Annotated in this window: 18 protein-coding genes; 7 read left to right on the forward strand and 11 right to left on the reverse strand. The window is 33.5% G+C overall.

The annotated features are described in order from the left end of the window. The first annotated feature begins 812 nt into the window (after nucleotides 1-812). Nucleotides 813-3,425, forward strand: a complete 2,613-nt coding sequence (locus NLG42_RS08835) for a family 20 glycosylhydrolase (protein ID WP_257683509.1) — start codon at nucleotides 813-815, stop codon at nucleotides 3,423-3,425. 3 nt (nucleotides 3,426-3,428) lie between these two features. Here the strand turns inward: NLG42_RS08835 and NLG42_RS08840 are convergent, their stop codons facing one another. Beyond that, the gene (locus NLG42_RS08840; RefSeq protein ID WP_099720208.1) at nucleotides 3,429-3,896 is read right to left on the reverse strand and encodes an Mpo1 family 2-hydroxy fatty acid dioxygenase; all 468 of its coding nucleotides are present in this window, start codon (nucleotides 3,894-3,896) and stop codon (nucleotides 3,429-3,431) included. A 140-nt stretch (nucleotides 3,897-4,036) separates the two neighbouring features. Continuing rightward, the gene (locus NLG42_RS08845; protein WP_257683510.1) at nucleotides 4,037-5,293 is read right to left on the reverse strand and encodes a TMEM143 family protein; all 1,257 of its coding nucleotides are present in this window, start codon (nucleotides 5,291-5,293) and stop codon (nucleotides 4,037-4,039) included. Nucleotides 5,294-6,006: 713 nt separating this feature from the next. Here NLG42_RS08845 and NLG42_RS08850 point away from each other — a divergent pair. Together NLG42_RS08850 and NLG42_RS08855 are read left to right on the forward strand one after the other, a co-directional pair. Further along, complete coding sequence (locus tag NLG42_RS08850; protein ID WP_089058262.1) at nucleotides 6,007-6,396, forward strand: hypothetical protein; 390 nt, start codon at nucleotides 6,007-6,009, stop codon at nucleotides 6,394-6,396. A gap of 333 nt (nucleotides 6,397-6,729) precedes the next feature. Next, nucleotides 6,730-8,259: a SulP family inorganic anion transporter gene (locus tag NLG42_RS08855; protein ID WP_257683511.1), complete on the forward strand. Its 1,530-nt coding sequence runs from the start codon at nucleotides 6,730-6,732 to the stop codon at nucleotides 8,257-8,259. Between the two features lie 259 nt (nucleotides 8,260-8,518). On the opposite strand, the gene NLG42_RS08860 is transcribed toward NLG42_RS08855, so the two are convergent. From NLG42_RS08860 to miaB, 9 genes are all read right to left on the reverse strand, one after another. Continuing rightward, a complete protein-coding gene (locus tag NLG42_RS08860; protein WP_257683512.1) occupies nucleotides 8,519-9,718 on the reverse strand; it encodes an alkaline phosphatase family protein in 1,200 nt (399 codons plus the stop codon). Nucleotides 9,719-9,995: 277 nt separating this feature from the next. Beyond that, nucleotides 9,996-11,624 carry a chaperonin GroEL gene (gene groL / locus NLG42_RS08865; RefSeq protein WP_089058265.1) on the reverse strand — a complete coding sequence of 543 codons (1,629 nt, stop codon included), beginning with the start codon at nucleotides 11,622-11,624 and terminating at the stop codon, nucleotides 9,996-9,998. A gap of 79 nt (nucleotides 11,625-11,703) precedes the next feature. After that, on the reverse strand, nucleotides 11,704-11,979 hold the full coding sequence (locus NLG42_RS08870) for a co-chaperone GroES (protein ID WP_012023920.1): 276 nt from the start codon (nucleotides 11,977-11,979) through the stop codon (nucleotides 11,704-11,706). Nucleotides 11,980-12,120: 141 nt separating this feature from the next. Further along, nucleotides 12,121-12,462: a preprotein translocase subunit SecG gene (gene secG, locus NLG42_RS08875; protein WP_089053992.1), complete on the reverse strand. Its 342-nt coding sequence runs from the start codon at nucleotides 12,460-12,462 to the stop codon at nucleotides 12,121-12,123. A 3-nt stretch (nucleotides 12,463-12,465) separates the two neighbouring features. Continuing rightward, a complete protein-coding gene (locus NLG42_RS08880) occupies nucleotides 12,466-13,863 on the reverse strand; it encodes a tetratricopeptide repeat protein (protein ID WP_257683513.1) in 1,398 nt (465 codons plus the stop codon). 111 nt (nucleotides 13,864-13,974) lie between these two features. Next, complete coding sequence (locus NLG42_RS08885; RefSeq protein ID WP_089058267.1) at nucleotides 13,975-14,478, reverse strand: LptE family protein; 504 nt, start codon at nucleotides 14,476-14,478, stop codon at nucleotides 13,975-13,977. Nucleotides 14,479-14,580: 102 nt separating this feature from the next. After that, nucleotides 14,581-15,837, reverse strand: a complete 1,257-nt coding sequence (locus NLG42_RS08890; protein WP_089058323.1) for a sigma-54 interaction domain-containing protein — start codon at nucleotides 15,835-15,837, stop codon at nucleotides 14,581-14,583. Between the two features lie 50 nt (nucleotides 15,838-15,887). Then, on the reverse strand, nucleotides 15,888-16,259 hold the full coding sequence (locus tag NLG42_RS08895) for a GxxExxY protein (RefSeq protein WP_099720200.1): 372 nt from the start codon (nucleotides 16,257-16,259) through the stop codon (nucleotides 15,888-15,890). 82 nt (nucleotides 16,260-16,341) lie between these two features. Then, nucleotides 16,342-17,787, reverse strand: coding sequence for a tRNA (N6-isopentenyl adenosine(37)-C2)-methylthiotransferase MiaB (gene miaB, locus NLG42_RS08900; RefSeq protein WP_099720199.1), 1,446 nt, complete (start codon nucleotides 17,785-17,787; stop codon nucleotides 16,342-16,344). A gap of 320 nt (nucleotides 17,788-18,107) precedes the next feature. Between miaB and topA the strand changes: the two genes are divergently transcribed. The 4 genes from topA to porL all read left to right on the forward strand — a co-directional run bounded on the left by topA (nucleotide 18,108) and on the right by porL (nucleotide 24,162). After that, nucleotides 18,108-20,624 (forward strand): type I DNA topoisomerase, encoded by a 2,517-nt coding sequence (gene topA, locus NLG42_RS08905; protein ID WP_257683514.1) that lies wholly within the window; start codon nucleotides 18,108-18,110, stop codon nucleotides 20,622-20,624. Nucleotides 20,625-20,627: 3 nt separating this feature from the next. After that, nucleotides 20,628-21,779 (forward strand): formimidoylglutamase, encoded by a 1,152-nt coding sequence (locus tag NLG42_RS08910; RefSeq protein ID WP_089058271.1) that lies wholly within the window; start codon nucleotides 20,628-20,630, stop codon nucleotides 21,777-21,779. 262 nt (nucleotides 21,780-22,041) lie between these two features. After that, the gene (gene porK / locus NLG42_RS08915; protein WP_089053984.1) at nucleotides 22,042-23,445 is read left to right on the forward strand and encodes a T9SS ring complex lipoprotein PorK/GldK; all 1,404 of its coding nucleotides are present in this window, start codon (nucleotides 22,042-22,044) and stop codon (nucleotides 23,443-23,445) included. 69 nt (nucleotides 23,446-23,514) lie between these two features. Further along, complete coding sequence (gene porL, locus NLG42_RS08920; protein ID WP_089053983.1) at nucleotides 23,515-24,162, forward strand: type IX secretion system motor protein PorL/GldL; 648 nt, start codon at nucleotides 23,515-23,517, stop codon at nucleotides 24,160-24,162. Nucleotides 24,163-24,183 lie beyond the last annotated feature (21 nt).

The raw sequence follows: 24,183 nt of genomic DNA on the forward strand, positions 1-24,183 counted from the left end.
TTTTTTTTGCGATAGTATTTCTGTTTCGATTTTAGCTTATACTACTAAAATATTTTAGTTCCGTTTTTACTGCATAAAAGAGCAAAAGATCAAAAAGAACCAAATAATTTTGACTAAAACGTTTTTCTAGGTTGTAAACGTATGAAATGTTTTTAATAAATCAATCTAATTATTAAAAAAATTTATTAAGTATTTTTTAACAATGTGGAAAACCGTAAAGAAATCAGCGCATGACGCTTATATTGTTGTATTGTAATTTTTTATCTTAAAATAAAACATTTTAAATATTTTTATTAATTCCTGCTATTGTGCAATGTGTTCGAATACATTTTTACTATTTTGCTTTTTTTCTTAAATTATAATATATACATTTGTTAAATATTAAAATATTTTATTAAATAAAGTAAAGTATTGTTTTTGTGTTTTGCTCAAAAAAAGAATGTTTTTTAAAAATCAAATGGAGGAATGATATTTAGGAAATGTTTAATTAATTGATGTAAAAAGGTAAAAAAGGAGAGGTTTTATTTGATGAAATAAAAGAAGAAGAAAAATGGAGTAAAAAATTTTAATAATGACTAGCAATAATTACACGATGATGACGAGGGTTTTAAAATGATCTTGCCAAAGGAGGATTGAGCAGGTTTGTTGATGTAGAATTTTCTAAATAAACGGTGTAATTTAAAAGAGTAATTCAAGAAAGGAAGTAATAATTATAGAGTGTTATATATTTCAAACTTGTATTGATTTAGCGAAGTGTTTTAAAAGTAGATTAGAAAAGCGAATGTTTAAAATGGGAAAATTAGAATTGAATTATGAATTATTATAAAAAACACAGCTGGTTTCATTTTGCCGTGATTGTTATCCTGTGTACTGCAGTAAGTGCAAATTGTCAGATAAAAAAAACAATACTGCCTGATAGTTTATTTTCTACTTTTTATCATCAGCGCGTTTCTCATTTTAGAACGCTGCCTTTGACAAAAAATGACATTGTTTTTGTTGGAAACAGTATTACAAATGGTGCAGAATGGGCTGAATTATTTGCGGATAATCGTATAAAAAATCGTATAAAAAATCGTGGAATAAGCAGTGATGTAAGCGCTGCAGTTTTGAATCGAATTGATGAAATTGCTATCAGAAAACCAGCAAAAGTGTTTTTATTGATTGGAGTTAATGATTTGTCTAGGAATATTTCGACCGATAGTATTTTTAAAAATATTGCAAAAATTGTTTCGTATTTAAAACAAGAATCTCCCTCGACAAAATTGTTTGTGCAAAGTATATTGCCTGTAAATGATTTCTATAAAAAATTTGAAAGTCATACGAGTAAAGGAGAACAGATAAAACGTTTAAATGCTGTTTTGAAGCAAAATTCTACCGTTTATCATTATACCTATATTGATTTACATGCTTCCTTTTGTGATGAAAACGGAAAGTTAGTAAAAGAGTTAACAAATGACGGTTTGCATCTTAAAGGAGACGGTTATTTATTATGGAAACATTTAGTTTATCCTTATGTTTTTGATCTCGAATCAAAGCCTTCATTACTGCCAAAACCACAGCAGTTGAAATGGAATACAGGTGCTTTTTCATTAACTGCAGAAATAGCAATTCTATTTGATGATCCAGTTTTAGAGAAAGAAGCTTTGATGCTGAAAGAAGCTATGGAGCAAAAAGGATTGAGAGTAAAATTGACCAATAAAACGGCATACAATCAAAAATATATTCAGTTGCGTTTTGGGAATGTTTCCGCTCCAAAAAATCAATCTGAGGCATATCACTTAGAAACCACATCAGATAAAATAATTCTTACCGCTAATACTTCGCAGGGAATTTTTAATGGTATTCAAACCTTACCGCAATTAATGCGGGATAATACCTTTATAGATGCTTCTGATATTACCGATTGGCCTGCTTTTGCTTGGCGCGGTTTTATGGTTGATGTAGGAAGAAATTATCAGTCGGTAAAACTCTTGAAACAGCAAATAGATGTTATGGCGGCTTATAAATTAAATATCTTTCATTTTCATCCTACAGAAGATATTGCATGGCGTTTGCAAAGTACGTTATATCCACAGTTAACAGCTCCAGAATATATGCTTCGTGATAAAGGAGAATATTATACAGAGAGTGATTTAAAAGAGCTTATTAAGTATTGTAAAGAACGATACATAACTTTAGTTTCTGAAATTGACATGCCTGGACATAGTGCAGCATTCAAAAGAGCAATGGGAGTCGATATGCAAAGTGATGCAGGTTTGGAAATTGTAAAAAATATAATCAAAGAATTTTGTGCAACTTATGATGTTCCTTATTTGCATTTAGGTGCTGACGAAGTTAAAATAACTAATCAGAAATTTTTGCCGGAAGTTATTGCTTTGGCTGAAAGTTTAGGTAAAAAAGTAATAGGATGGGAGCCCGGCGGGAATTTTAATGATAGTGTAATTCGTCAGCTTTGGATGGAAGGTGCGACGAGCGTGAGTAAGAATAAAAATATAAAATATTTAGATTCTAGACATCTGTACCTAAATCATATGGATCCTTTAGAAAGTGTTATTACTATTTTTAATCGACAAATATGTAATTTAACTGAAGGCAATGAAAATGCTTTAGGAGGCACTGTCTGCGTATGGAATGATAGAGCAGTGGCGAATGAAGAAGATGTTATGAAAATGAATCCAGTTTATCCAGGCATGCTGGCTTTTGCAGAACGCAGTTGGCGTGGCGGTGGTTATGCAGGCTGGACGGCAGTTATTGGTCAGCCAGAAACCGAAAAAACACAAGCATTTATAGAGTTTGAAAATCGTTTATTAGATCAAAAAAAACAATATTTTAAAGACTTGTCTTTTAATTATGTTAAGCAGGCCGATTTAGCTTGGGATATTTATGGACCTTATGACAATAAAGGTGATTTAGCCAAGGCTTTTTCATTCGAAAAACAGTCATTTACTGCAGTGAAAGAAAAGCCTGTTTACAAAGCTGTTGGCGGTACTTTGGTTATGAGACATTGGTGGGCGCCGCAAATCTCTGGCGTCATCGACAAACCGCAAGAAAATACAACTTGGTATGCTCAAACTCAAATTTGGAGTGATGAAGACAAAGAGCAGGAATTTTGGATAGGCTTTAATAATTTATCACGTTCAATGAGTACAGATTCGCCGGCTGCTGGTACTTGGAATAATTTAAATAGCGCAGTTTGGGTGAATAATTTATTGGTAAATCCGCCAATTTGGAAACATCCTGACATGAAAGGTAATTCAGAGATTCCATTGATTGATGAAGGATATGAGTTTAGAGATCCAACAAAAATCACACTGAAAAAAGGCTGGAATACCGTAAGAATTAAACTGCCCGTTGGAGTTTTTAAAGGTCAAGATTGGCAAAACCCAGTAAAGTGGATGTTTACTTTTGTTAAACTAAATGAGTAATAATTATTGCTTTCTAGAAAATAAATTTTCGACCACCCAAGCCGGGCCAATTAATAAAAACTGAAGGTCTTTCAAGAAAGAGGGTTTCTTGCCTTCAATATTGTGCCCGTAAAATTGCCCAATCCAAGCAATTACAAACACGCCAATTGAGAAAATCCATAACGGAAAAACCTGTCCGATATAATAATTCGCAATTAAACAAAGAGCCGAAAAAATGGCAATTTTAATCGCCATTGCAATCGATAATCGGATGTAGAAAATTAGAACAAAGAGTAAAACGACAAATGCCCAATTCTCGATAAGTGGAGCATTTAGTTTTAACGTATTTGCAATTAAGCCGCTTGGAATACTCATTAATAAACCAACAATAGAAAAGAAAATCGCGGGTACACAAATATAATGTATCGCTTTGTTCTTTGGGTTTTGGTGACTTACAGCATATTCAGTAAACCATTGTTCTAATGTTCTCATTCTCTTTGGATTTAGGTATTTGTAAATCTAGTAAAATTTTCTTTTGATTTTACTTGTTCAGTTTCGAATGTTTTATTGAGAATGGCAATAATAAATAGGCAGATAGAATTTATAAAACTGTAATTCTGGATCTGTTTTTTTTAGGTAAGAACTTCCGTTTGTAATTTATTGCACTCATTATAATTAAAAACGCCATCCCACAATTCGTCAATCTTTATAAGTGCTTCGTTTAACGGAATAACGTTCCATTTTCCATTGGTTTCTATTCCGATGCCAATACTTTTCAATTTCGACAAAGCATCATTAACATCAAAATCTAATTCCGTTTTTAAGTGCGCAGCAAACCAAGTCTCTATCTGTATATCTAATTCTTCTGCGCTTAGCGGATGCTGGCTTCTGCTTAAAAAAGAATAAGCCAAAATGGTTTCTTTCAAAGCTTCTTCTTCAGATGAATTTAAAAGCGAATAAAAAGCGCCGCTGTTATTTCCTAGATTTTTGAAATACAAACTGTCAGAAAGCATTTTAGAATATCTGATTTTTTTATTTACAAAATTGTTGTACTGGCGAAAACAGTAAGCAGACAATATTCCTAAAGCAATCAAACCTTGATTTAAAGATGTTTTACTGTTTAGTAAATCGATGGTTTCACCTGTTTCATAAGCATCATACATATTAATTAAAGCAGGAATTACTTTAGCGCTTAATAAGGAAAGACCTCCAAAAAGTCCAGGTACCCAAAGCAGTAATTTGTCCTTTAAAGACATTTTCGGAATGGCATTTGGGAAAATAGTTTCAAGGTCGTTTTTAGGAACACGTTTAAAGATTTTTAATGCGATCGAACCCGGATCAATCGGCATTTTTCCCAGTTTAACTTTCTTTTTGCTTAAATAATCAGCCTCATTATAATTAAGAAAAATCATAACTCGATCGTAATATTCAATTTCAACCTCTTTTTTCCAGAAAATATATTTCGAAACTTTTTCTTTAGCCTTATGATGACCGCGAACATATAATTCGTAATCTTTAAAAGCATTAAAATCAATCGATAAATCAAGTCCAATCAAGTCAGATTCTTTAAAAGCAACTTCTAAAGTTTCTTTGTTTATGCGATGGTAATTGCCGCGTTCTAAAACCGTGAGTAAAGTACTTTTGAAAACAGAGAAATCACTTTTTCCAATAAAACCCTCGCGTTCTTTTTCGCTCAAATCAGGATCAAAAAGAGAGTAATTTTGTTTTAGATTTCGATTCAGATTAAAAGATTCATAATGGTAGTAATGTTCTATAATGTCGAATAATTTTTTAAAATCGGCTGTTTTTTGTGAGTCCTTAGCGAAAGCAGTAATTTGTTGTTCGAGTAAAAATTCCTTGTTAAAAGGAATGTAATGTTCTCGTGTCATATCGATTTTTTGGGCTTTAATTTTGAAGTATATATGTAACGCAAAAATACTGCTCCAAATTTGATTTTTTTAAGTTTTTTTAGAAAGGAATAAAGATTTTCATAACCACTTAATTTGAAACTGGAATCGGTATAAAAAGACAAAAGCCATAAAGAAATTTCTTTATGGCCTTGACTTCCTTGAGAGATTACCTTAGATATGTGCGGATCAGTTACATACCTAAAATCGTTTCTATTGCATGAATAGATTTGCATCGACCCTTCTTATATTTTTTGTGCAGAGAGTTAGGATTCTTCTGCATTATGTTATAAGCACTATTATGGAGACTAGTGTAGGGTCTGTTTTATGTGTAATTTGTTTTTTTTAGAAGTTTAAATTCTGATATTTTTTGATGAAGGATGCTATTTTTTCACATCCTTTAATCTGCTTATTTGGCTGTCCATTAGTTTTTTATACTCATTAACAAGCTTGGAATATTCAGCTTTAATAAGGTCGCAAGTAATCCCGTTTCTGTCACCTCGAATGGACTTTCGAATATAGTCGTAAGAATATCCGTATCTATTTTTGATAATCTTTAAGACATCTTGGTTGTAACTCGGTTTAGTTTTTATATTTTTGTCCATTGCTTAATTTGTATTAAAAACGAGACAAATATAGTAAGATATTTCTTAATTACCAAATAAATAGAATATTTTCTAATAAAATAATGAATTATGTCAGAAAACACCTTACAGAGAATAAAACAATATCTTGATTACAAAGATATTAGGGTTAGTGCTTTTGAGAGAGAGATTGGTATGTCTAACGGTTCTTTTGCAAGCCAATTAAAAAAAAATAAAACAATTGGGCTGGATAAGTTCGAAAATATTCTAAGAAGATATTCGGACATCAATCTCGAATGGCTTTTAAAAGGTACAGGTCACATGATAAATTTAGACGCTTTTCGTGACGAACCTGTTATATATTACAAAACCGAGAAGTTAGATAAAGATGAAGCTGTCAATTATAAAGATCTTGCAGAAGCTCGAAAAGAGACAATTGAAAGTCTTCAAAAAGTAATTCAATATTTAGAAGCGCAAATTGCAGAAGGAGAACAGAGATAAGAAGTTGTGTTTTTAACGGTTTCCGTGACACACTTTTTTTATTAAAAGTAAAATGGGATTGATTTAGATTTGATTGTATAATAAGAAGAGAGTGCAGTAGTGTGAAAACGTGTAAAAACAGGTATAAATACCTAGTTGTTTATACTGCTTTTATAAATAATTTTGGACTCTAATTTCTTATAAAAGTCAAAAATAGATTATGATAAATTTTATTCTCACTGCTTTAGTTTTACTATTAAAGCAGTTGTTCTAAGTTAAAATTTTCTTTATTGCTTTTTTTATAGAACAAAGCAATGTTCACTTTATGGGCATTATTTTTTACATTTGTGCCCTATGAAAAAAGCTTTTCAACTCTTCGATTTTACTCAAAAAGTCAACTACAAAAATGAAATTTTAGCGGGTTTAACCGTTGCAATGACAATGATTCCAGAATCTTTGTCATTTGCAATTTTGGCTGGATTTCCGCCTTTAGTTGGTTTGTATGCCGCTTTTATTGCTGGATTGGTTACTGCAGTTTTTGGCGGAAGACCAGGAATGATTTCTGGAGGCGCAGGAGCAACAGTGATTGTTTTAATTGCCCTAATGAAATCGCACGGATTAGAATATGTTTTTGCAGCGGTTGCGCTTGGCGGACTGGTGCAAATCGCCGTTGGACTTTTTAAACTCGGAAAATTTATTCGGTTAGTCCCTCAGCCCGTTATGTTTGGTTTCGTAAACGGATTAGCGGTTGTGATTTTTATGTCGCAGCTCGAGCAGTTTAAAACTATTGTAAATGGCGAAACAACTTGGCTGCAAGGAACGCCTTTGTATATAATGTTAGGTTTAACCGCCCTTACAATTAGTATTGTTCTGCTTTTTCCAAAAATTACAAAAGCAGTTCCCGCTTCTTTAGTGGCAATTATGGTAGTGTTTGCCATTGTGCTTATCTTTAATATTGAAACTAAAACAGTCGAAGATATTGCTTCGGTTCAAGGTGGATTTCCTCCGTTTCATATTCCTAATGTTCCTTTTTCTTTCGAAACCTTTAAAGTCATATTTCCATATTCTGTAATAGTCGCAGCCGTTGGTTTGACAGAGGGTTTGCTTACGCTCAATCTTGTCGACGAAATTACAGGAACACGAGGAAATAGTAATCGCGAATGTATTGCGCAAGGAAGTTCAAATATCTTAAACGGCTTCTTTTTCGGAATGGGCGGCTGTCCAATGATTGCACAAACTTTAGTAAATCTTGGTGCAGGATCCAGAGCAAGACTTTCTGGAATTATTGCTGCCTTGACAATTTTACTGATTGTACTTTTTGGAGCGCCGGTTATTGGTAAATTACCTATGGCAGCTTTAGTTGGTGTTATGATGATGGTTGCGATTACAACATTTGAATGGTCGAGTTTCAGGATTATCAATAAAATGCCTAAACATGATATTTTTGTTGGTGTTTTGGTTGCCCTTGTTACAATTGTTTTACATAATCTAGCTTTAGCAGTTCTAATTGGAGTAATTATTTCAGCCTTAGTTTTTGCTTGGGAAAGTGCCAAAAGAATTCGAGCTAGGCAGTATATTGATGAAAACGGAATAAAACACTACGAAATTTTTGGTCCGTTATTTTTTGGATCGATAGCAGCTTTTATGGAGAAATTCGATATTAAAAACGATCCAGATCATATTATTATAGATTTTAAGGAAAGCCGTGTTTCTGATATGTCAGCGATCGAAGCTTTAAATAATTTGACAAAAAAATACAGTCAAGTAAACAAAGTTGTAGAATTACAGTATTTAAGTGCAGACTGCAGGCAATTGCTTCAAAATGCCAATGCTGTTATTAATGTGAATATAATTGAAGATCCGACGTATAAAGTGGTGTCTTGAGAATGAGATAATGTGGCAATTAGAAAATTTGATAATTATATGTAGAATAATGTATTTGTAGAAGCACACTGCAGTGCATCTACGTAACATATATCAAAAAAAAGAAACCCGACAGATTTTAAAACCTGTCGGGTTTCTTTTTTTGTCAAGCTGAGCGGAGTTGAAGCTCTTGCTAATTCGAGTGCTTTTTAGTTTTTATCAAGTTGATAATTAGGTCATTATCTAATTGTCAAATTTTCTAATTGATATATTCTGTAAATTAACGAAGCATCGATTTTACATCGCTGAACTTTCCATCAATTTCGCCAATCTGCAAGCCTAAAATATGAGCAATTAAAGGGTAAACAGAAACGTTTTGAAAAGTTTTTACCGTTTTATCGACTTTAAATGCTGGGCCTTTTGCATAGAAAATGGCATGCATATCCTTCTCGTTATTGTCATAACCGTGCGTTCCGCCTTTTATATTTTGACTTTCTTTATTGACTAAACTGTATCCTTTTTTTGCTTCGATAACAAAATCATGCACACGTGGATTGGTGCCGTAATGAAGTCGTTTTGGAACTTCAGTTGATTTCCAAAACTTAATGTGCGGTACTTTTTTTAAGGCTTTTGCAATTGAATCTTGACAGCCGGCTTTTGCCTGAAGACTCATAATTGGGTTAATTACAGCTTTGTATCCAAGCCATTCTGGTTTTAAATAATCTAAAACAGCCACTTTTTTATCATTGCTGATGCTCGCCATTCCGTGATCTGAAACAATAATCAAATTGATTTTTTTTCCAATTTCTAATTGATCTAATCTTCGCGATATTGCACCCATAATCGAGTCCATTTTTATTACTGCTTTTTTAGTCTCTGCCGATGATGGTCCAAAGTTGTGACCTGTGTGATCTGGTTCATCAAAATACAAAGTTACAAGATGAGGTCGTTGCTTTTCTGGAAGCTGAAGCCATTTCATGACAGTATCGATTCGAGCTCCGTATGGAATTTTACCATCGTATTTTTTAAAATAACTTGGATTTCTTTTATCAATATCAGAGCCAGGCCAGAAAAAAGAAGCTGTTTTTACACCTTGCTGTTCAGCTAGATTCCATATAGGATTTCCGCCATAATAGCGAGAATCACTTTTTGCATCGCTTGATAGTGAGAAAGATTCGTTTAAAGCAGCATCATAAAAAACATTATTGATTATACCATGGTGATCTGGATAAAGTCCGGTAACAATGGAATAGTGATTTGGAAAAGTTTTACTTGGATAAGAAGGTTTCATTGATTTTGCATGAACGCCCTCAGCTGCAATTTGCTTTAAATTTTGAAGCTTAAAGTGTTTCGCATAATCCCAGCGAAATCCATCCATAGAAACTAAAACTACATAAGAATCTTTGTTAGTTTGAGCTTGTAAAAAAGTAGTAAGAAGTAAGAGTGTAAAAGATAAGAGGTGAGTTGTGAATTTTCTCATTTTGTAATTTTAATAGAACTGCAAAGGTAGAAATAACAGATTTTTTAAAGAAAAAGAGAATGTTAAATAAAAAAGTTTGCCACGAATTACACGAATTACACGAATGCTTTGCGAAAAAAAAATGCTCCAGATTTAAAAGATTCTCACAGATTTTAATCTTTCTAATCCTTTAAATCAGTGGCTAAAAAATAATTCGTGAAAATTCGTGTAATTTGTGTCAAACAAAAAAAGCGCCGGATAAAAATCCAGCGCTTTTAAGTTTTAAGAAGAGAATGAATTACATCATTCCTGGCATTCCGCCGCCCATTGGCATTCCGCCAGCGTTTTCTTCTTTAATATCGATTAATGCACATTCTGTAGTAAGGATCATTCCAGAAACAGATGCAGCATTTTCAAGAGCTACACGAGTTACTTTTTTAGGATCAATAATTCCAGCTTTAAGCATATCTACATATTCGTCAGTTTTTGCATTGTATCCAAAATCACCAGAACCTTCAGCAACTTTAGCAACAACAACAGAACCTTCAAGACCTGCATTTTCAACAATTGTTCTTAATGGAGATTCAACAGCGCGAGATACAATCTGGATTCCAGTTGCTTCGTCAGCGTTATCAGCTTTAAGTGAAGCCAACGCTGCTTTTGCTCTTAATAAAGCAACACCACCTCCGGCAACAATTCCTTCTTCAACAGCAGCACGAGTTGCATGTAATGCATCGTCAACTCTGTCTTTTTTCTCTTTCATTTCAACTTCAGAAGCAGCACCAACGTAAAGAACAGCAACACCTCCAGCTAATTTAGCCAAACGCTCTTGCAATTTTTCTTTATCATAATCAGATGTAGTAGTTTCCATCTGACCTTTAATTTGGTTTACTCTGTTTTTGATAATGTCAGCTTCACCAGCACCACTTACAATAGTAGTGTTGTCTTTATCGATAGAAACTCTTTTTGCAGTTCCTAACATTTCGATAGTTGTATTTTCAAGAGTATATCCTCTTTCTTCAGAAATTACAGTTCCGCCAGTTAAGATTGCGATATCTTCTAACATTGCTTTTCTTCTGTCTCCAAAACCTGGAGCTTTTACAGCAGCAATTTTAAGAGCACCTCTTAATTTGTTTACTACAAGAGTAGATAAAGCTTCACCGTCAACGTCTTCAGCAATAATTAATAATGGTTTTCCTGATTGAGCAACTGGCTCTAAAACTGGAAGTAATTCTTTTAAAGAAGATACTTTTTTGTCGTATAATAAGATGTAAGGAGAATCTAATTCAACTTCCATTTTTTCTGGGTTTGTTACGAAGTAAGGAGAAAGATATCCTCTGTCAAACTGCATACCTTCAACAACATCTACAAAAGTATCAGTTCCTTTAGCTTCTTCAACAGTAATAACACCTTCTTTACCCACTTTAGCGAAAGCTGTAGCGATTAATTCACCAATAACTTCGTCATTGTTAGCAGAGATAGAAGCAATTTGTTTGATTTTATCAGAATCGCTTCCAACAACTTTAGCTTGAGAAGCTAAGTCAGCAACGATAGCTTCAACAGCTTTGTCGATACCGCGTTTTAAATCCATTGGATTTGCACCTGCAGCAACGTTTTTCAAACCTTCTTTTACGATAGCTTGTGCTAAAACTGTAGCAGTTGTAGTTCCGTCACCCGCTAAATCATTAGTTTTAGAAGCTACTTCTTTAACCATTTGCGCGCCCATGTTTTCTAATGGGTCTTTTAATTCGATTTCTTTTGCAACAGAAACACCATCTTTAGTAACCGTTGGCCCACCAAATGATTTTCCAATGATTACATTACGACCTTTTGGTCCAAGAGTTACTTTTACAGCATTTGCTAATGCATCAACACCACGTTTTAATCCGTCACGTGCTTCAATATCAAATTTTATATCTTTTGCCATTTTTAATTTTTGTTTAAAGTTTGATTTGTTTCAAGTTATTGAAGTTCTTAAGACTTCGTACTTAATACAATATGTGTTTTTAGATTATCGCTAAGATGTCATCTTCACGCATAATCAAATAATCAGTTCCTTCTAGTTTTAATTCAGTTCCTGCGTATTTACCGTAAAGTACCGTGTCGCCAACTTTTACAGTCATTGTGTGATCTTTTGATCCATTTCCTACTGCAACTACAGTTCCTTTTTGTGGTTTCTCTTTGGCAGTATCTGGAATAAAGATTCCTGAAGCAGTTTTGGTTTCAGCTGCAACAGGCTCAATAAGTACGCGGTCTGAAAGCGGTTTTATGTTTAAAGCCATGATTTTATTATGTTATTAGGTTATACGTTTTTTAATGTTCTAAAAACTTTCAGAAACTGTGCCATGCTCATAAAACTGACATTATTTCCTAAAAAAAATGCCAGCTTTGACAGGCTGGCATTTTAATTTATATCAAAATTATTATTTTGTAGCAGGTGCTGCCGGAGCAGGAGTTTGCTGTGCTGGTGCAGCTGGTGTAGTTGCAGCAGGAGCTTCTGTTTTTTCAATAATTTTAGATCCTGTGTCGTTTAATGATCCTGTAAAGCTTAAGCTTGAAAGTAAAATTAAAACAATCAAAATAGTTGCTAATGTCCAAGTACTTTTGTCTAAAAAGTCAGTTGTTTTTTGAACACCACCTAACATTTGAGTTCCGCTGATAGTTGAAGATAATCCTCCTCCTTTAGGGTTTTGAACCATGATTACTACGATCAATAGAAAACAAACTATTGTGATTAAAACTAAAAAAATTGAAAATGTGCTCATTGCTTAATTGTTATTGTTATTTTGTTGTAAAATCTTTATATCCGAAATGCGGTCTGCAAAGAAAGTAATTTTTTCTGGATATTTCAAAATTAATATTTCATATGCTTGTATCGCTTTGGTATATTTTTTTTGTTCTAAATATACTCTGGCCAAAGTCTCTGTCATTAAGTAAGAATTATCTTCTTTATTGATATCGAATTGCACCGCAGGTGTAATTGCAGTCTGCTTTATTGGAGATATTTTAGGATTTGTTTCGATGAACTTATCTATTATTTCTGCCTTTTTCTTTTTTTCTTCCTCAATTCTTTCAGCCTCCTCAGCAGTTTTAGCTTCATTATTGTTTAAAGAATCCTCAGTTCTGTCTATAGGTTCAGTTTTTGCTAATTGCAGCCATTCTTGAAAAGAATGTTTTTCATTGTCAGAGAAATCTAATGGTTTTCCTATTTCAAGATTTTTCTCGGCATTTTTTACAGGTTCAGAGCTCTCTGTTTCTTTTGGTTCTTCATTTGTATTTACCTTATCAAATACAACTGTTGATGCTTCTTTTATTGAATTTAAAATTGATTCTTCGATTGGAGAAACTCTTACTTCTTCGATTTCATCGTCTACAATTTCTTCAAAGAAAGTTGGAATTGCTCCTTTAATAGGTGTGACCGCTTTCTGTTCAACAACGGGTTCAATTGTTTTTTCTTCTGATTTTGTCACTTCTTCAAAAGTATTTAATATTTCTTCTTCAGTAGGACTTACAACAGAAGACTCAATTATAGATTCAATTGGGTTGTTGCTCTCTGTTTTTTCAGCCTCTTTAAAAGTGTTTAAAATTTCTTCTTCGCTAGGACTTGCAATTATTTGTTCATTAACAGAGGTTATTGGTTCTTCTGTTTTTGTTTTTTCTTCAAAAGTATTTGCTGCCGCTTCTTTTATCGAACTTAAGATTGATTTTTCAATAATAGGATCAATAGGTTTTTCTATAATTTTTGCTGGTTCTTCAAATACTACATTTGAAGCTTCTTTAATTGAATCTAAAATAGACTGTTCAATCGGATCAATTTTTGTAAATGTAACTTTATCGATTGGTTTAGGCGAGACAATTTCGCTGTCAACGATAGTTATTTCAAGTAAATCTTGAAGTTTACGATCGTAATATTCGCCTTGAATTGTGGTGAAATTTTCTGAAGTAATAAAATCAAATAATACCGAACGATCAGCTGTGTGAGCAGCAGTAACTTTTAAGGCGTAGTTATACTTAAAGCTGTTTTGATTGTAAAGTCCTTTTAATCGCAGTGCTCTGGCACTTTGAAAATACGGAAATTCATTCAAAACACTTCCTAATGCTTCTGCCTGCTGTTCTGTAATAGCATCGGGTTTGTTCATTAAGTAAGTATAATCAGTTACATTCATTTCTCTTTTTATTTAATCGTCTAATTATTATTTTTTTTGATTTGGAAGGTTTTTTATTGAATCATTTTATCGATTTAACGAATAAAAGATCTAACAGTTAAACTAAAAAAACTACCATTTTGCTAATGATTCATTAAAGACATCTTGAGTAATTCTCTCAAAAATAGTTTGAATAGCTGTGTTTAAAACACTTCCTGTTGGTAATTCATTTCCAGGGAAATCGTAATAAAACTCAAATGTTCTTTCGAAATCATCTGTTTCTTTCTTTTTGTTTGTAAAACGAACATTTATACGAATCGTCAAACGGTTTTGTGCAGCCTGTTGATCAGCAGTTGCTGTCATTGGCGTTATTCTGTAATCCGTAATTTCTCCTTCATATGTTAATTCTCCTCCTGTGCTTACCAAGTTCAAATTGGTTTGGTTTTGAATTAAATCTTGCAATGCCAATGTAAATTGTCTGTCTATTCCAGGTTCAATCAAATCAGCGTTATTTTGGAAAAAGTTAACCTGAAAAGTTTTCGCGTCAATTGTTCCAGTTCCCGTAAAGTTGTAAACGCCGCAACCGCTGAAAGTGGTTGCTATTAATAGAATAAAAAGATATTTTAAGTTTTTCATTTTTTATTTTAAATATTGCTTCGCCAGTTAACTGACGCTTGGATCAAAGGTATTGATTTTTCGTTAAAAATGTTTTGGTGTGTTTTTGACTCAGCACTAAAACTATAAATCAAATTGTTTAATTTTTCGGTATAAAGTTCTCTCAGAAATACCTAATTCATCAGCAGCAGCTTTACGTTTTCCTTTATTTTTTTCTAATGATTTTTTGATCATTTCGATTTCTTTCTGTTCAAGGCGTAAAATTTCTTCTTCTTCAATAGTTTCAGCAAACAAATAATTGTCTTCCGGCATTTGATAATTTTCTTCGCGGCCTGCGGGAGTCATAACAGCAGTTCTTGGTTCTTCTTCAAAATCAATCTCACTTTCATTTTCCTGTGAACCGTATATTTTCTGAATTAAATTCGGATTAATATCCTGAACTTTTGAAGATCCGTTCTTCATTAACTCTAGAGTCAATTTTTTTAAATCATTCAGATCACTTTTCATATCAAAAAGAACTTTGTACAAAATATCTCTTTCGGTACTAAAATCACTTTCTTTTTTACTGTCACTTATTACAGATGGCAGATTGCTTCCTTCGGCAGGAAGATAGGATTGTAAAGTGGCTGCAGAAATATCACGGTTGGTTTCTAAAACCGAAATTTGTTCAGCTACATTTCGAAGCTGACGGATATTTCCGTTCCATCTAAATTTTTGCAATACATTTACAGCATCATCATCTAATTTTAGAGGAGGCATTTTGTATTTATGAGCAAAATCTGCCACAAATTTCCTGAACAACAAATGGATATCGTCATTGCGCTCACGCAAAGGAGGTAATGTAATTTCGACCGTACTTAAACGATAGTACAAGTCTTCACGAAATTTTCCTTTTTCGATTGCATTAAATAAATTTACGTTGGTAGCAGCAACAATACGAACGTTGGTTTTTTGAACTTGAGACGATCCTACTTTTATGAATTCACCGTTTTCTAAAACACGAAGCAAACGAACCTGAGTTGTCAAAGGCAATTCTCCAACTTCATCAAGAAAAATGGTTCCGCCATCAGCTACTTCAAAATAACCTTCACGTGTGCTTGTAGCACCTGTAAAAGCTCCTTTTTCGTGTCCAAAAAGTTCACTGTCAATTGTTCCTTCCGGAATTGCACCGCAGTTTACGGCGATATATTTTCCGTGCTTTCTGTGTGAAAGCGAGTGTATTATTCTTGGAATATTCTCTTTACCAACACCACTTTCTCCAGTTACCATTACCGAAATATCAGTAGGAGCAACCTGAATGGCTTTCTCGATAGCGCGATTTAATTTTGGATCATTGCCAATAATCTCAAATCGTTGTTTTATTGCTTGAACTGTTTCCATGTAGTTTTTTTTTTGCCACAGATTAAACTGATTAACACAGATTTTTATACTTAAATGACATATCTCTTGTATTGAAGTGATTTGGTTTGAAAATTAACCAAAAGACCTACTTCTGAATTTGATAATTTTATGTAATTCAAAATCTGAGCAATATGTTCAGTTGAAAATTCTTTAATCGCTTTTACTTCTAAAATTATATCTTCATTAATAACAAAATCTGCATAAAATTTATGAGGTAGAATTCTGCCTTTATATTCAATTGAATACTCCTTTTCTCTTTCAAAAGGAATATTGTTTTCTTTTAATTCAACTTCTAAAGCATCTTTATAGATTACTTCTAGTAAACCAGGACCAAGATTACGGTGTACTTCCATACAAATGCCAATAATCGTATAAGTTTCATTCTCTCTATAATGTTGCATAAATATTTTAATTGCTAGATTAAAAGTAAGAAAAATAATAAAGAAAGCATTTTAATCCTTCTAATCTGTGGCAAAAAAAAAATTAATTCATGCTGCTTAATCCTATAGCTTCACCTTTTAGCGTTCCTGAAGTGCAGCTTGTGATTTTTACGTTTACGAAATCTCCAATTTTATAATTCTCTTTTGGGAAAACCACTGTTATGCTTTGTGAGTTTCTTCCAGAGAATTCATCTTTTGATTTTTTAGAAACTTTTTCTACTAGAACTTCAACAACTTGTCCAACAAACTCTTCGCTTCTAAACCATGCATGTTTTTGTTGTAAATCGACAATTTCTTGTAATCTTCTAGCTTTAGTTTCTTCTTCAACATCATCTTCCATTTTTCTTCCTGCCAAAGTTCCTGGGCGTTCAGAATACGAATACATATAACCGAAATTATATTTCACATATTCCATTAAGCTCATTGTATCTTGATGATCTTGCTCAGTTTCGGTTGGAAAGCCTGCAATCATATCCTGAGAAATCGAAGCATTTGGAATAATTGCTCTGATTTTATCAATCAAAGTCATGTATTCTTCGCGTGTATGCAGACGATTCATTTCTTTTAAAATTCTATTGCTTCCAGATTGTACTGGTAAGTGAATGTGTTTACAGATATTTGGATACTTTGCAATAACATGCAAAATACTTTCGTGCATATCCTGCGGATTCGAGGTTGAAAAACGGATACGCATTTTAGGAAAGCCAACAGCCACCATTTCAAGTAATTGGTCAAAATCGACAGCTGTTGCTTTTTGCATTTCAGAAGCGTTTACAAAATCCTTCTTCAAACCGCCGCCATACCAAAGGTAACTGTCAACGTTTTGGCCTAAAAGTGTAATCTCTTTAAAACCTTTGTTCCATAAATCCTGAATTTCAGCCATGATACTTTGCGGTTCACGGCTGCGCTCACGTCCTCGTGTAAAAGGGACAACACAAAATGTACACATATTATCGCATCCGCGTGTAATTGAAACCAAAGCAGTGATTCCGTTACTCATTAAACGAACTGGCGAAATATCTCCGTAAGTTTCTTCTTTTGATAAAATTACATTTATTGCGTCACGACCTTCTTCAACTTCCGCTAATAAATTAGGAAGATCTTTGTAAGCATCAGGGCCAACAACAAGATCGACTATTTTTTCTTCTTCTAAAAACTGACTTTTTAAACGTTCAGCCATACAGCCTAGAACGCCTACTTTCATTTTAGGATTAATACGTTTTACTGCATTGTATTTTTCTAGACGTTTACGAATCGTTTGCTCGGCCTTGTCACGAATAGAACAAGTGTTTACCAAAACCAAGTCAGCTTCTTCTAAAACTGAAGTAGTATTGTATCCTCCATCAGACAAAATGGAAGCTACGACCTCACTGTCTGAAAAATTCATCGCACAGCCGTAACTTTCTATAAAAAGTTTTTTAGTATTCTCAGGTTTATTTTCTAAAACAAGATTTTCGCCTTGTTTGCTTTCTTCAATAATCTTTTCCATTGTAAAAATTCAAAGTGCAAAGATAGCGTAAATACGGTCAATATGACAAGATGGCAGGGAAAGAATTAACAAATTTAATTTTCGGAGATTATAGTTCTATTTCGAGAGTAGAAAAGGGATATAGATGGTTGTCTAAACTCATAAATAAAAAGCATATTTCTCGGTTATCGAATAGTAAAAGTTACACCTATATATATTATAAAGAATAGTTCAGATAAATCTTCAATTTTAAGAAACATAATACTAAAATAACTCAAAAATGAATTGACGAGGTTAATATTTAAAAAAAATAAATACTTTTGTTGCAGAAAAATAGAGCAATGGCAAAGAATTTAGTAATAGTGGAGTCACCTGCAAAGGCGAAAACAATCGAGAAATTTCTAGGAAGCGATTTTCAGGTGGAGTCAAGTTATGGTCACATAGCCGACTTACCATCAAAGGAAATAGGAGTAGATGTAGAGAATGGTTTTAAACCTAAATATGAAGTTTCTCCAGATAAAAAAGCTTTGGTAAGTAAACTTAAGACACTATCTAAGAATGCCGAAACGGTTTGGTTAGCAAGCGATGAGGACCGCGAGGGTGAGGCTATTTCTTGGCACTTGGCGGAAGAACTGAAACTAGATAAAAAGAAAACGAAACGTATTGTTTTTCATGAGATTACAAAATCTGCGATTCTTAAAGCAATTGATAATCCAAGAGAAATTGATTATAATTTAGTAAATGCACAACAGGCACGTCGTGTTCTGGATCGTTTAGTAGGTTACGAATTATCGCCAGTTTTATGGAGAAAAATTAAAGGCGGACTTTCTGCAGGACGTGTACAATCAGTTTCTGTACGTTTGATTGTTGAGAGAGAGCGCGAAATTCAGAATTTTAATGCAGTTGCAACGTATTCAATTGTTGCCGAGTTTGTGAACGAAGCTGGAAAAGCTTTTAAAGCAAAACTGCCAAAAAACTTCAATACTAAAAAAGAAGCCGAAGATTTCTTAAATAAAAATATCGGTTCTAAATATAAGGTAGCAGATTTAGAAACTAAACCTACCAAAAAATCTCCAACAGCACCTTTTACAACTTCAACGTTGCAGCAAGAAGCAGCGAGAAAATTGTATTTACCAGTTGGAATTACAATGCAGTTAGCACAGCGTTTATACGAAGCCGGACTTATTACTTACATGAGAACGGACTCGGTAAATCTTTCTAAAGAAGCAATGGATGCCGCTGAAGCTGAAATTATAAAATCATATGGGAAAGAGTTTTCGAAACCTAGAGTTTTTGCAAACAAGAATAAAGGAGCGCAAGAAGCGCACGAAGCAATTCGTCCGACTGATATGTCACGTCATACTGTAAATATTGATCGTGATCAGGCTCGTTTATACGATTTGATTTGGAAAAGAACTTTGGCTTCGCAAATGAGTGATGCACAGTTAGAAAGAACAAACGTAAAAATTGAAGCAGATAATCACAGTGAAATTTTTACCGCTTCTGGAGAAGTATTGCTTTTCGAAGGTTTCTTAAAAGTGTATTTAGAAGGTCACGATGACGATGAAGAAGAGCAAGAAGGAATGCTTCCTGCATTAAAAGTAAACGAAAAACTAGCAAATAATTATATTACAGCTACAGAGCGATATTCAAGGCCGCCGGCACGTTATACTGAGGCATCTTTGGTGAAGAAACTAGAGGAACTTGGTATTGGACGTCCGTCTACTTATGCGCCAACTATTTCGACAATTATCAATAGAAATTATGTTGAAAAAGGAACTCTTGAAGGTCAAGAACGTAATTATACACAGCTTACTTTGCAAAACAGCAAAGTAGGAGAGAAAGTTTTAAAAGAAAATACAGGTTCTGATAAAGGAAAATTGGTTCCAACAGATATCGGAACTATTGTAACAGATTTCTTGGTTAAAAACTTCGGAAATATTTTAGATTATAATTTTACTGCAAAAGTTGAGCAGGATTTTGATGAAATTGCTGAAGGAAATATTGACTGGGCAAAAATGATGCAGGATTTCTACAATAAATTTCATCCAAATGTAAAAGAAGTTGAGGCAAATGCTGAACGTGAAAGCGGTGAAAGAATTCTAGGAAAAGATGCTGATGGAAGACAAGTTTCTGTTCGTTTAGGGAAATTTGGTCCAATGGCTCAAATTGGAGAAGCTGACGACGAAGATAAAAAGTTCGCCAGCTTAATGTCAGATCAAAATATTGGAAATATTACACTTGAAGAAGCTTTGAATTTGTTTTTGCTTCCTAAAAGTTTAGGGGAGTACAAAGGAGAAGAAGTAGAGGTGAGTAATGGTCGTTATGGCCCTTATGTTCGTCACGGAAGTGTGTTTATTTCATTGCCTCGTGGAGAAGATCCTTTGGGAGTTTCGAAAGAAAGAGCGCAAGAGTTAATCGATGAAAAAGCACTTGCTGATGCGCCGATTGCGGTATATAAAGGAGAGCCTGTTCAGAAAGGTGTGGGGCGTTTTGGTCCTTTCATTAAATGGAATGGTCTTTTTGTAAATGTGAGCAAAAAATACAATTTTGATAATTTGTCTCAGGCTGATGTTGAAGAACTGATCGAAGATAAATTGCAAAAAAATATAGATAAAGTACTTCACAATTGGGAAGACGAAGGGATTTTGGTTGAGAAAGCGCGTTGGGGGCGTTCTGTAATTACAAAAGGTAAAATCAAAATTGAATTGAGTAAAGATGTTGATGCAACAAAATTAACATTGGCAGAAGTTCAAGAAATGATTGCTAAGAAAACTCCAGTAAAAAAAGCGCCAGCGAAAAAAGCGGCAACAACTAAAAAAACTCCAGCTAAAAAACCAGCTGCTAAAAAGAAATAATAAATGGAATTTGATTTTCTACAACCGTTAAATGAAAGCATAGTAAATTTCATAAGTTCATTGTCTTCACAAGAACTCGGCAGTAAAATTGTGTTGCATACACAGGATCAATTTCCAGATATTGATAAAATTAATATTGCTATTGTCGGCGTTCTTGAGGACCGCCGAAATATCAATATGATAAATGAAGTGAATCTTACAGCGGTTCGTAAAAAACTGTACGGAATGTTTCCTGGTAATTGGGATGCTTCTATAGCTGACCTTGGAGATATTCTTGCAGGTGATTCTGTAGAGGATACTTATTTTGCAGTAAAAAAAGTTACTTCGACTTTAATTAAGAATAAAGTGATTCCTATAGTCCTTGGAGGTTCACAAGATTTGACCTATGCTTTATATCGTGCTTATGATGATTTAGAGCAAATGGTGAATTTGGTTTCTGTAGATAATAGATTTGATTTTGGTAAAGAAAATGAGCTTGTTTCAGCTAATTCTTATCTGACTAAGATTATTATTGACGCACCAAATAACCTTTTTAACTACTGTAATATTGGTTATCAAACGTATTATAACTCACAAGAAGAAATTGATTTAATCGAGAAGTTATTTTTTGATTCTTATCGTTTAGGTGAAATCTCTAATAAAATTACGCTGGCCGAACCTGTGTTTAGAGATGCTGATTTAGTGAGTATTGATCTAAATTCTGTTAAGTCTTCTGCTTCAGGTAATGTTGTTACTTTTGAGCCAAATGGTTTTAACGGAAAAGAAATTTGTGCTTTGGCTAGATATGCCGGAATTAGTGATAAAGTTTCTTCATTTGGAATTTTTAATCATAATAGTACAGCGCAGGAATCGCCTATTATCGCACAAATTGTTTGGTATTTTATTGAAGGATATCATTATCGTTCAAAAGAATATCCGTTTGGCAGCAGAACAAATTACTTAAAGTATATTGTGCCTTTAGAAGAAGAAGAGTTGGTTTTCTATAAAAGTGATAAAACGGACAGATGGTGGATAGAAATTCCGTTTGAAACAAATGGCAGCAATAAACTGAAAAGAAATACGTTATTACCATGTTCGTATGAAGAATATTTGAGTGCTTGCAACCAAGAATTGCCAGAAAGATGGTGGAAAGCACAGCGAAAAAATGCTTTATAGAACGAAAATTCAATAGAATTCTTAATTTTTTTGAATTACAAAATATTGCAGAATATTTTTTAGTAAGATAAGGTTTATATATGGTAAAAAAACGTGTTTTACGTCGATTTTTTCGGTTAGTTTGTCGATAAAATATTTTTTTTTTATTTTATTTAACATTATTTTTGAACGATAAAATAAATTTCGCGAGTAGTATTGTTTTTTAGATAAATAATAAATACGTTTACGAACTATAATAATGAATAGATAATCCCAAATTTATATGAAGAAGTTTATTGCATTTACAGCAATGTTAACACTAGTAATTGGCTGTGGTAAGTCAGGAGACAAAGGTGAGTTGGTTGGTGTTACAGGAGGGAAATGGCATCCTGAAAAGCCTTACGGAATGACATTGGTTCCGGGTGGATCTTTTATTATGGGTAAATCAGATGCTGATTTAGCTAATGTAGAAGATGCTCCAACTAAATCAGTAACGGTTCGTTCATTCTATATGGATGAAACTGAGATTACTAACAGTGAGTATCGTCAATTTGTAGAATGGGTAAAAGATTCGACAATGAGAGTTCGTTTGGCTATTTTAGCTGATGAAACTGGTCAAAAAAGTACTGGTGGTAAAGGCAGTAAAGGCGGAAGCATCGCTGATTATGCATTTAATGATTCTGAGCCGGATAAAATGACTGCTTATGATAAATATATGTATGATAATTATTATAGTGTAGGAACAAAAGATGATCCGTATGCTGGTAGAAAATTAAACAAAAAAATTAAGTTAATAAAAGATACAAAAGCTTATCCAGACGAGTATTATGCTGAGGTAATGGATTCTATGTATTTGCCTATTGAAGAATCATACAATGGTTTAAGAACAATTGATGTAAATAAATTGAAATTCCGTTATTCTTGGATGGATATTCAAGCTGCAGCAAAAGCTAAAGTTGGAAAAAGAAAAGACTTTGTTAAAACAGAGCAGGTAAGCGTTTATCCAGATACTACAGTTTGGATTAAAGATTTTGCTTATTCATACAATGAGCCAATGCATAATGATTATTTCTGGCATAAAGCTTATGGTGATTATCCAGTAGTTGGTGTAACTTGGAAACAAGCTAAAGCATTTTGTGCTTGGAGAACACTAAACAAAAATGGATATATCAAATCAAAGAAAAAAGGACGTGATTTAGTTAATGCATTCAGATTGCCAACAGAGGCAGAATGGGAATATGCTGCGAGAGGTGGTCTTGAGTCTGCAACTTACCCTTGGGGAGGTCCTTATACTAAAAGTGATAGAGGTTGTTTCTTAGCAAACTTTAAGCCTAACAGAGGAGATTATGCAGCTGACGAAGCTTTATACACAGTTGAAGCAAAATCATACGATCCTAATGGTTACGGATTATACAATATGGCAGGAAACGTTTCAGAGTGGACAGATTCAGCTTATAATCCAAATGCATACGAGTATGTTTCTACAATGAATCCTAACGTAATTGATGGAAACAATCAAAGAAAGGTTGTTCGTGGTGGTTCATGGAAAGACGTTGCTTATTTCCTACAGGTAAGTACACGTGATCACGAATACGCTGATTCAGCAAGAAGTTATATTGGTTTCAGAACTGTACAAGATTACATGGGAACTCAAGTAACTGGAAACGGAACCGGTAAAAAGAAATAGTATATTACAATTAAAATCAATACAAATCCAAATCGAATCTATTTAAATTAAAACCTAAAAAAAAGAATTATGGCATTATTAAGTAAAAAAGCAATGAATTTCGCTTATGGTATGGGAGCGGCAGTAGTAATTATTGGAGCTTTATTCAAAATTACTCACTTTGAATTGGGACCATTAACAGGAACTGTTATGCTTTCAATTGGATTGGTTACTGAAGCAATAATTTTTGCATTATCTGCTTTTGAACCAGTTGAAGATGAACTAGACTGGACTCTTGTTTATCCTGAATTAGCTAATGGTCAAGCGAGAAAGAAAGCTGAGAAAGTAGAAACTCCAACTGATGCCCAAGGATTACTATCTCAAAAATTAGATGCAATGTTGAAAGAAGCTAAAATTGACGGTGAGTTAATGTCAAGCTTAGGAAACAGCATTAAAAACTTTGAAGGAGCTGCAAAAGCAATTTCTCCAACAGTTGATTCTATCGCAGGACAAAAGAAATATGCAGAAGAAATGTCTATGGCTGCGGCTCAAATGGAATCATTAAACAGTTTATATAAAGTACAATTAGAAAGTGCTTCAAGAAACGCACAAGCAAATAGCGAAATTGCTGAAAATGCTTCTAAATTAAAAGAACAAATGCAATCTATGACTGCAAACATTGCTTCATTAAACAGTGTTTATGGTGGTATGCTTTCTGCAATGAGTAACAAAGGATAATTAGTTTTTGACTATTATATT

Origin of the sequence: Flavobacterium plurextorum (genome assembly GCF_024638035.1) — a bacterium.
GTDB lineage: Bacteria > Bacteroidota > Bacteroidia > Flavobacteriales > Flavobacteriaceae > Flavobacterium > Flavobacterium plurextorum.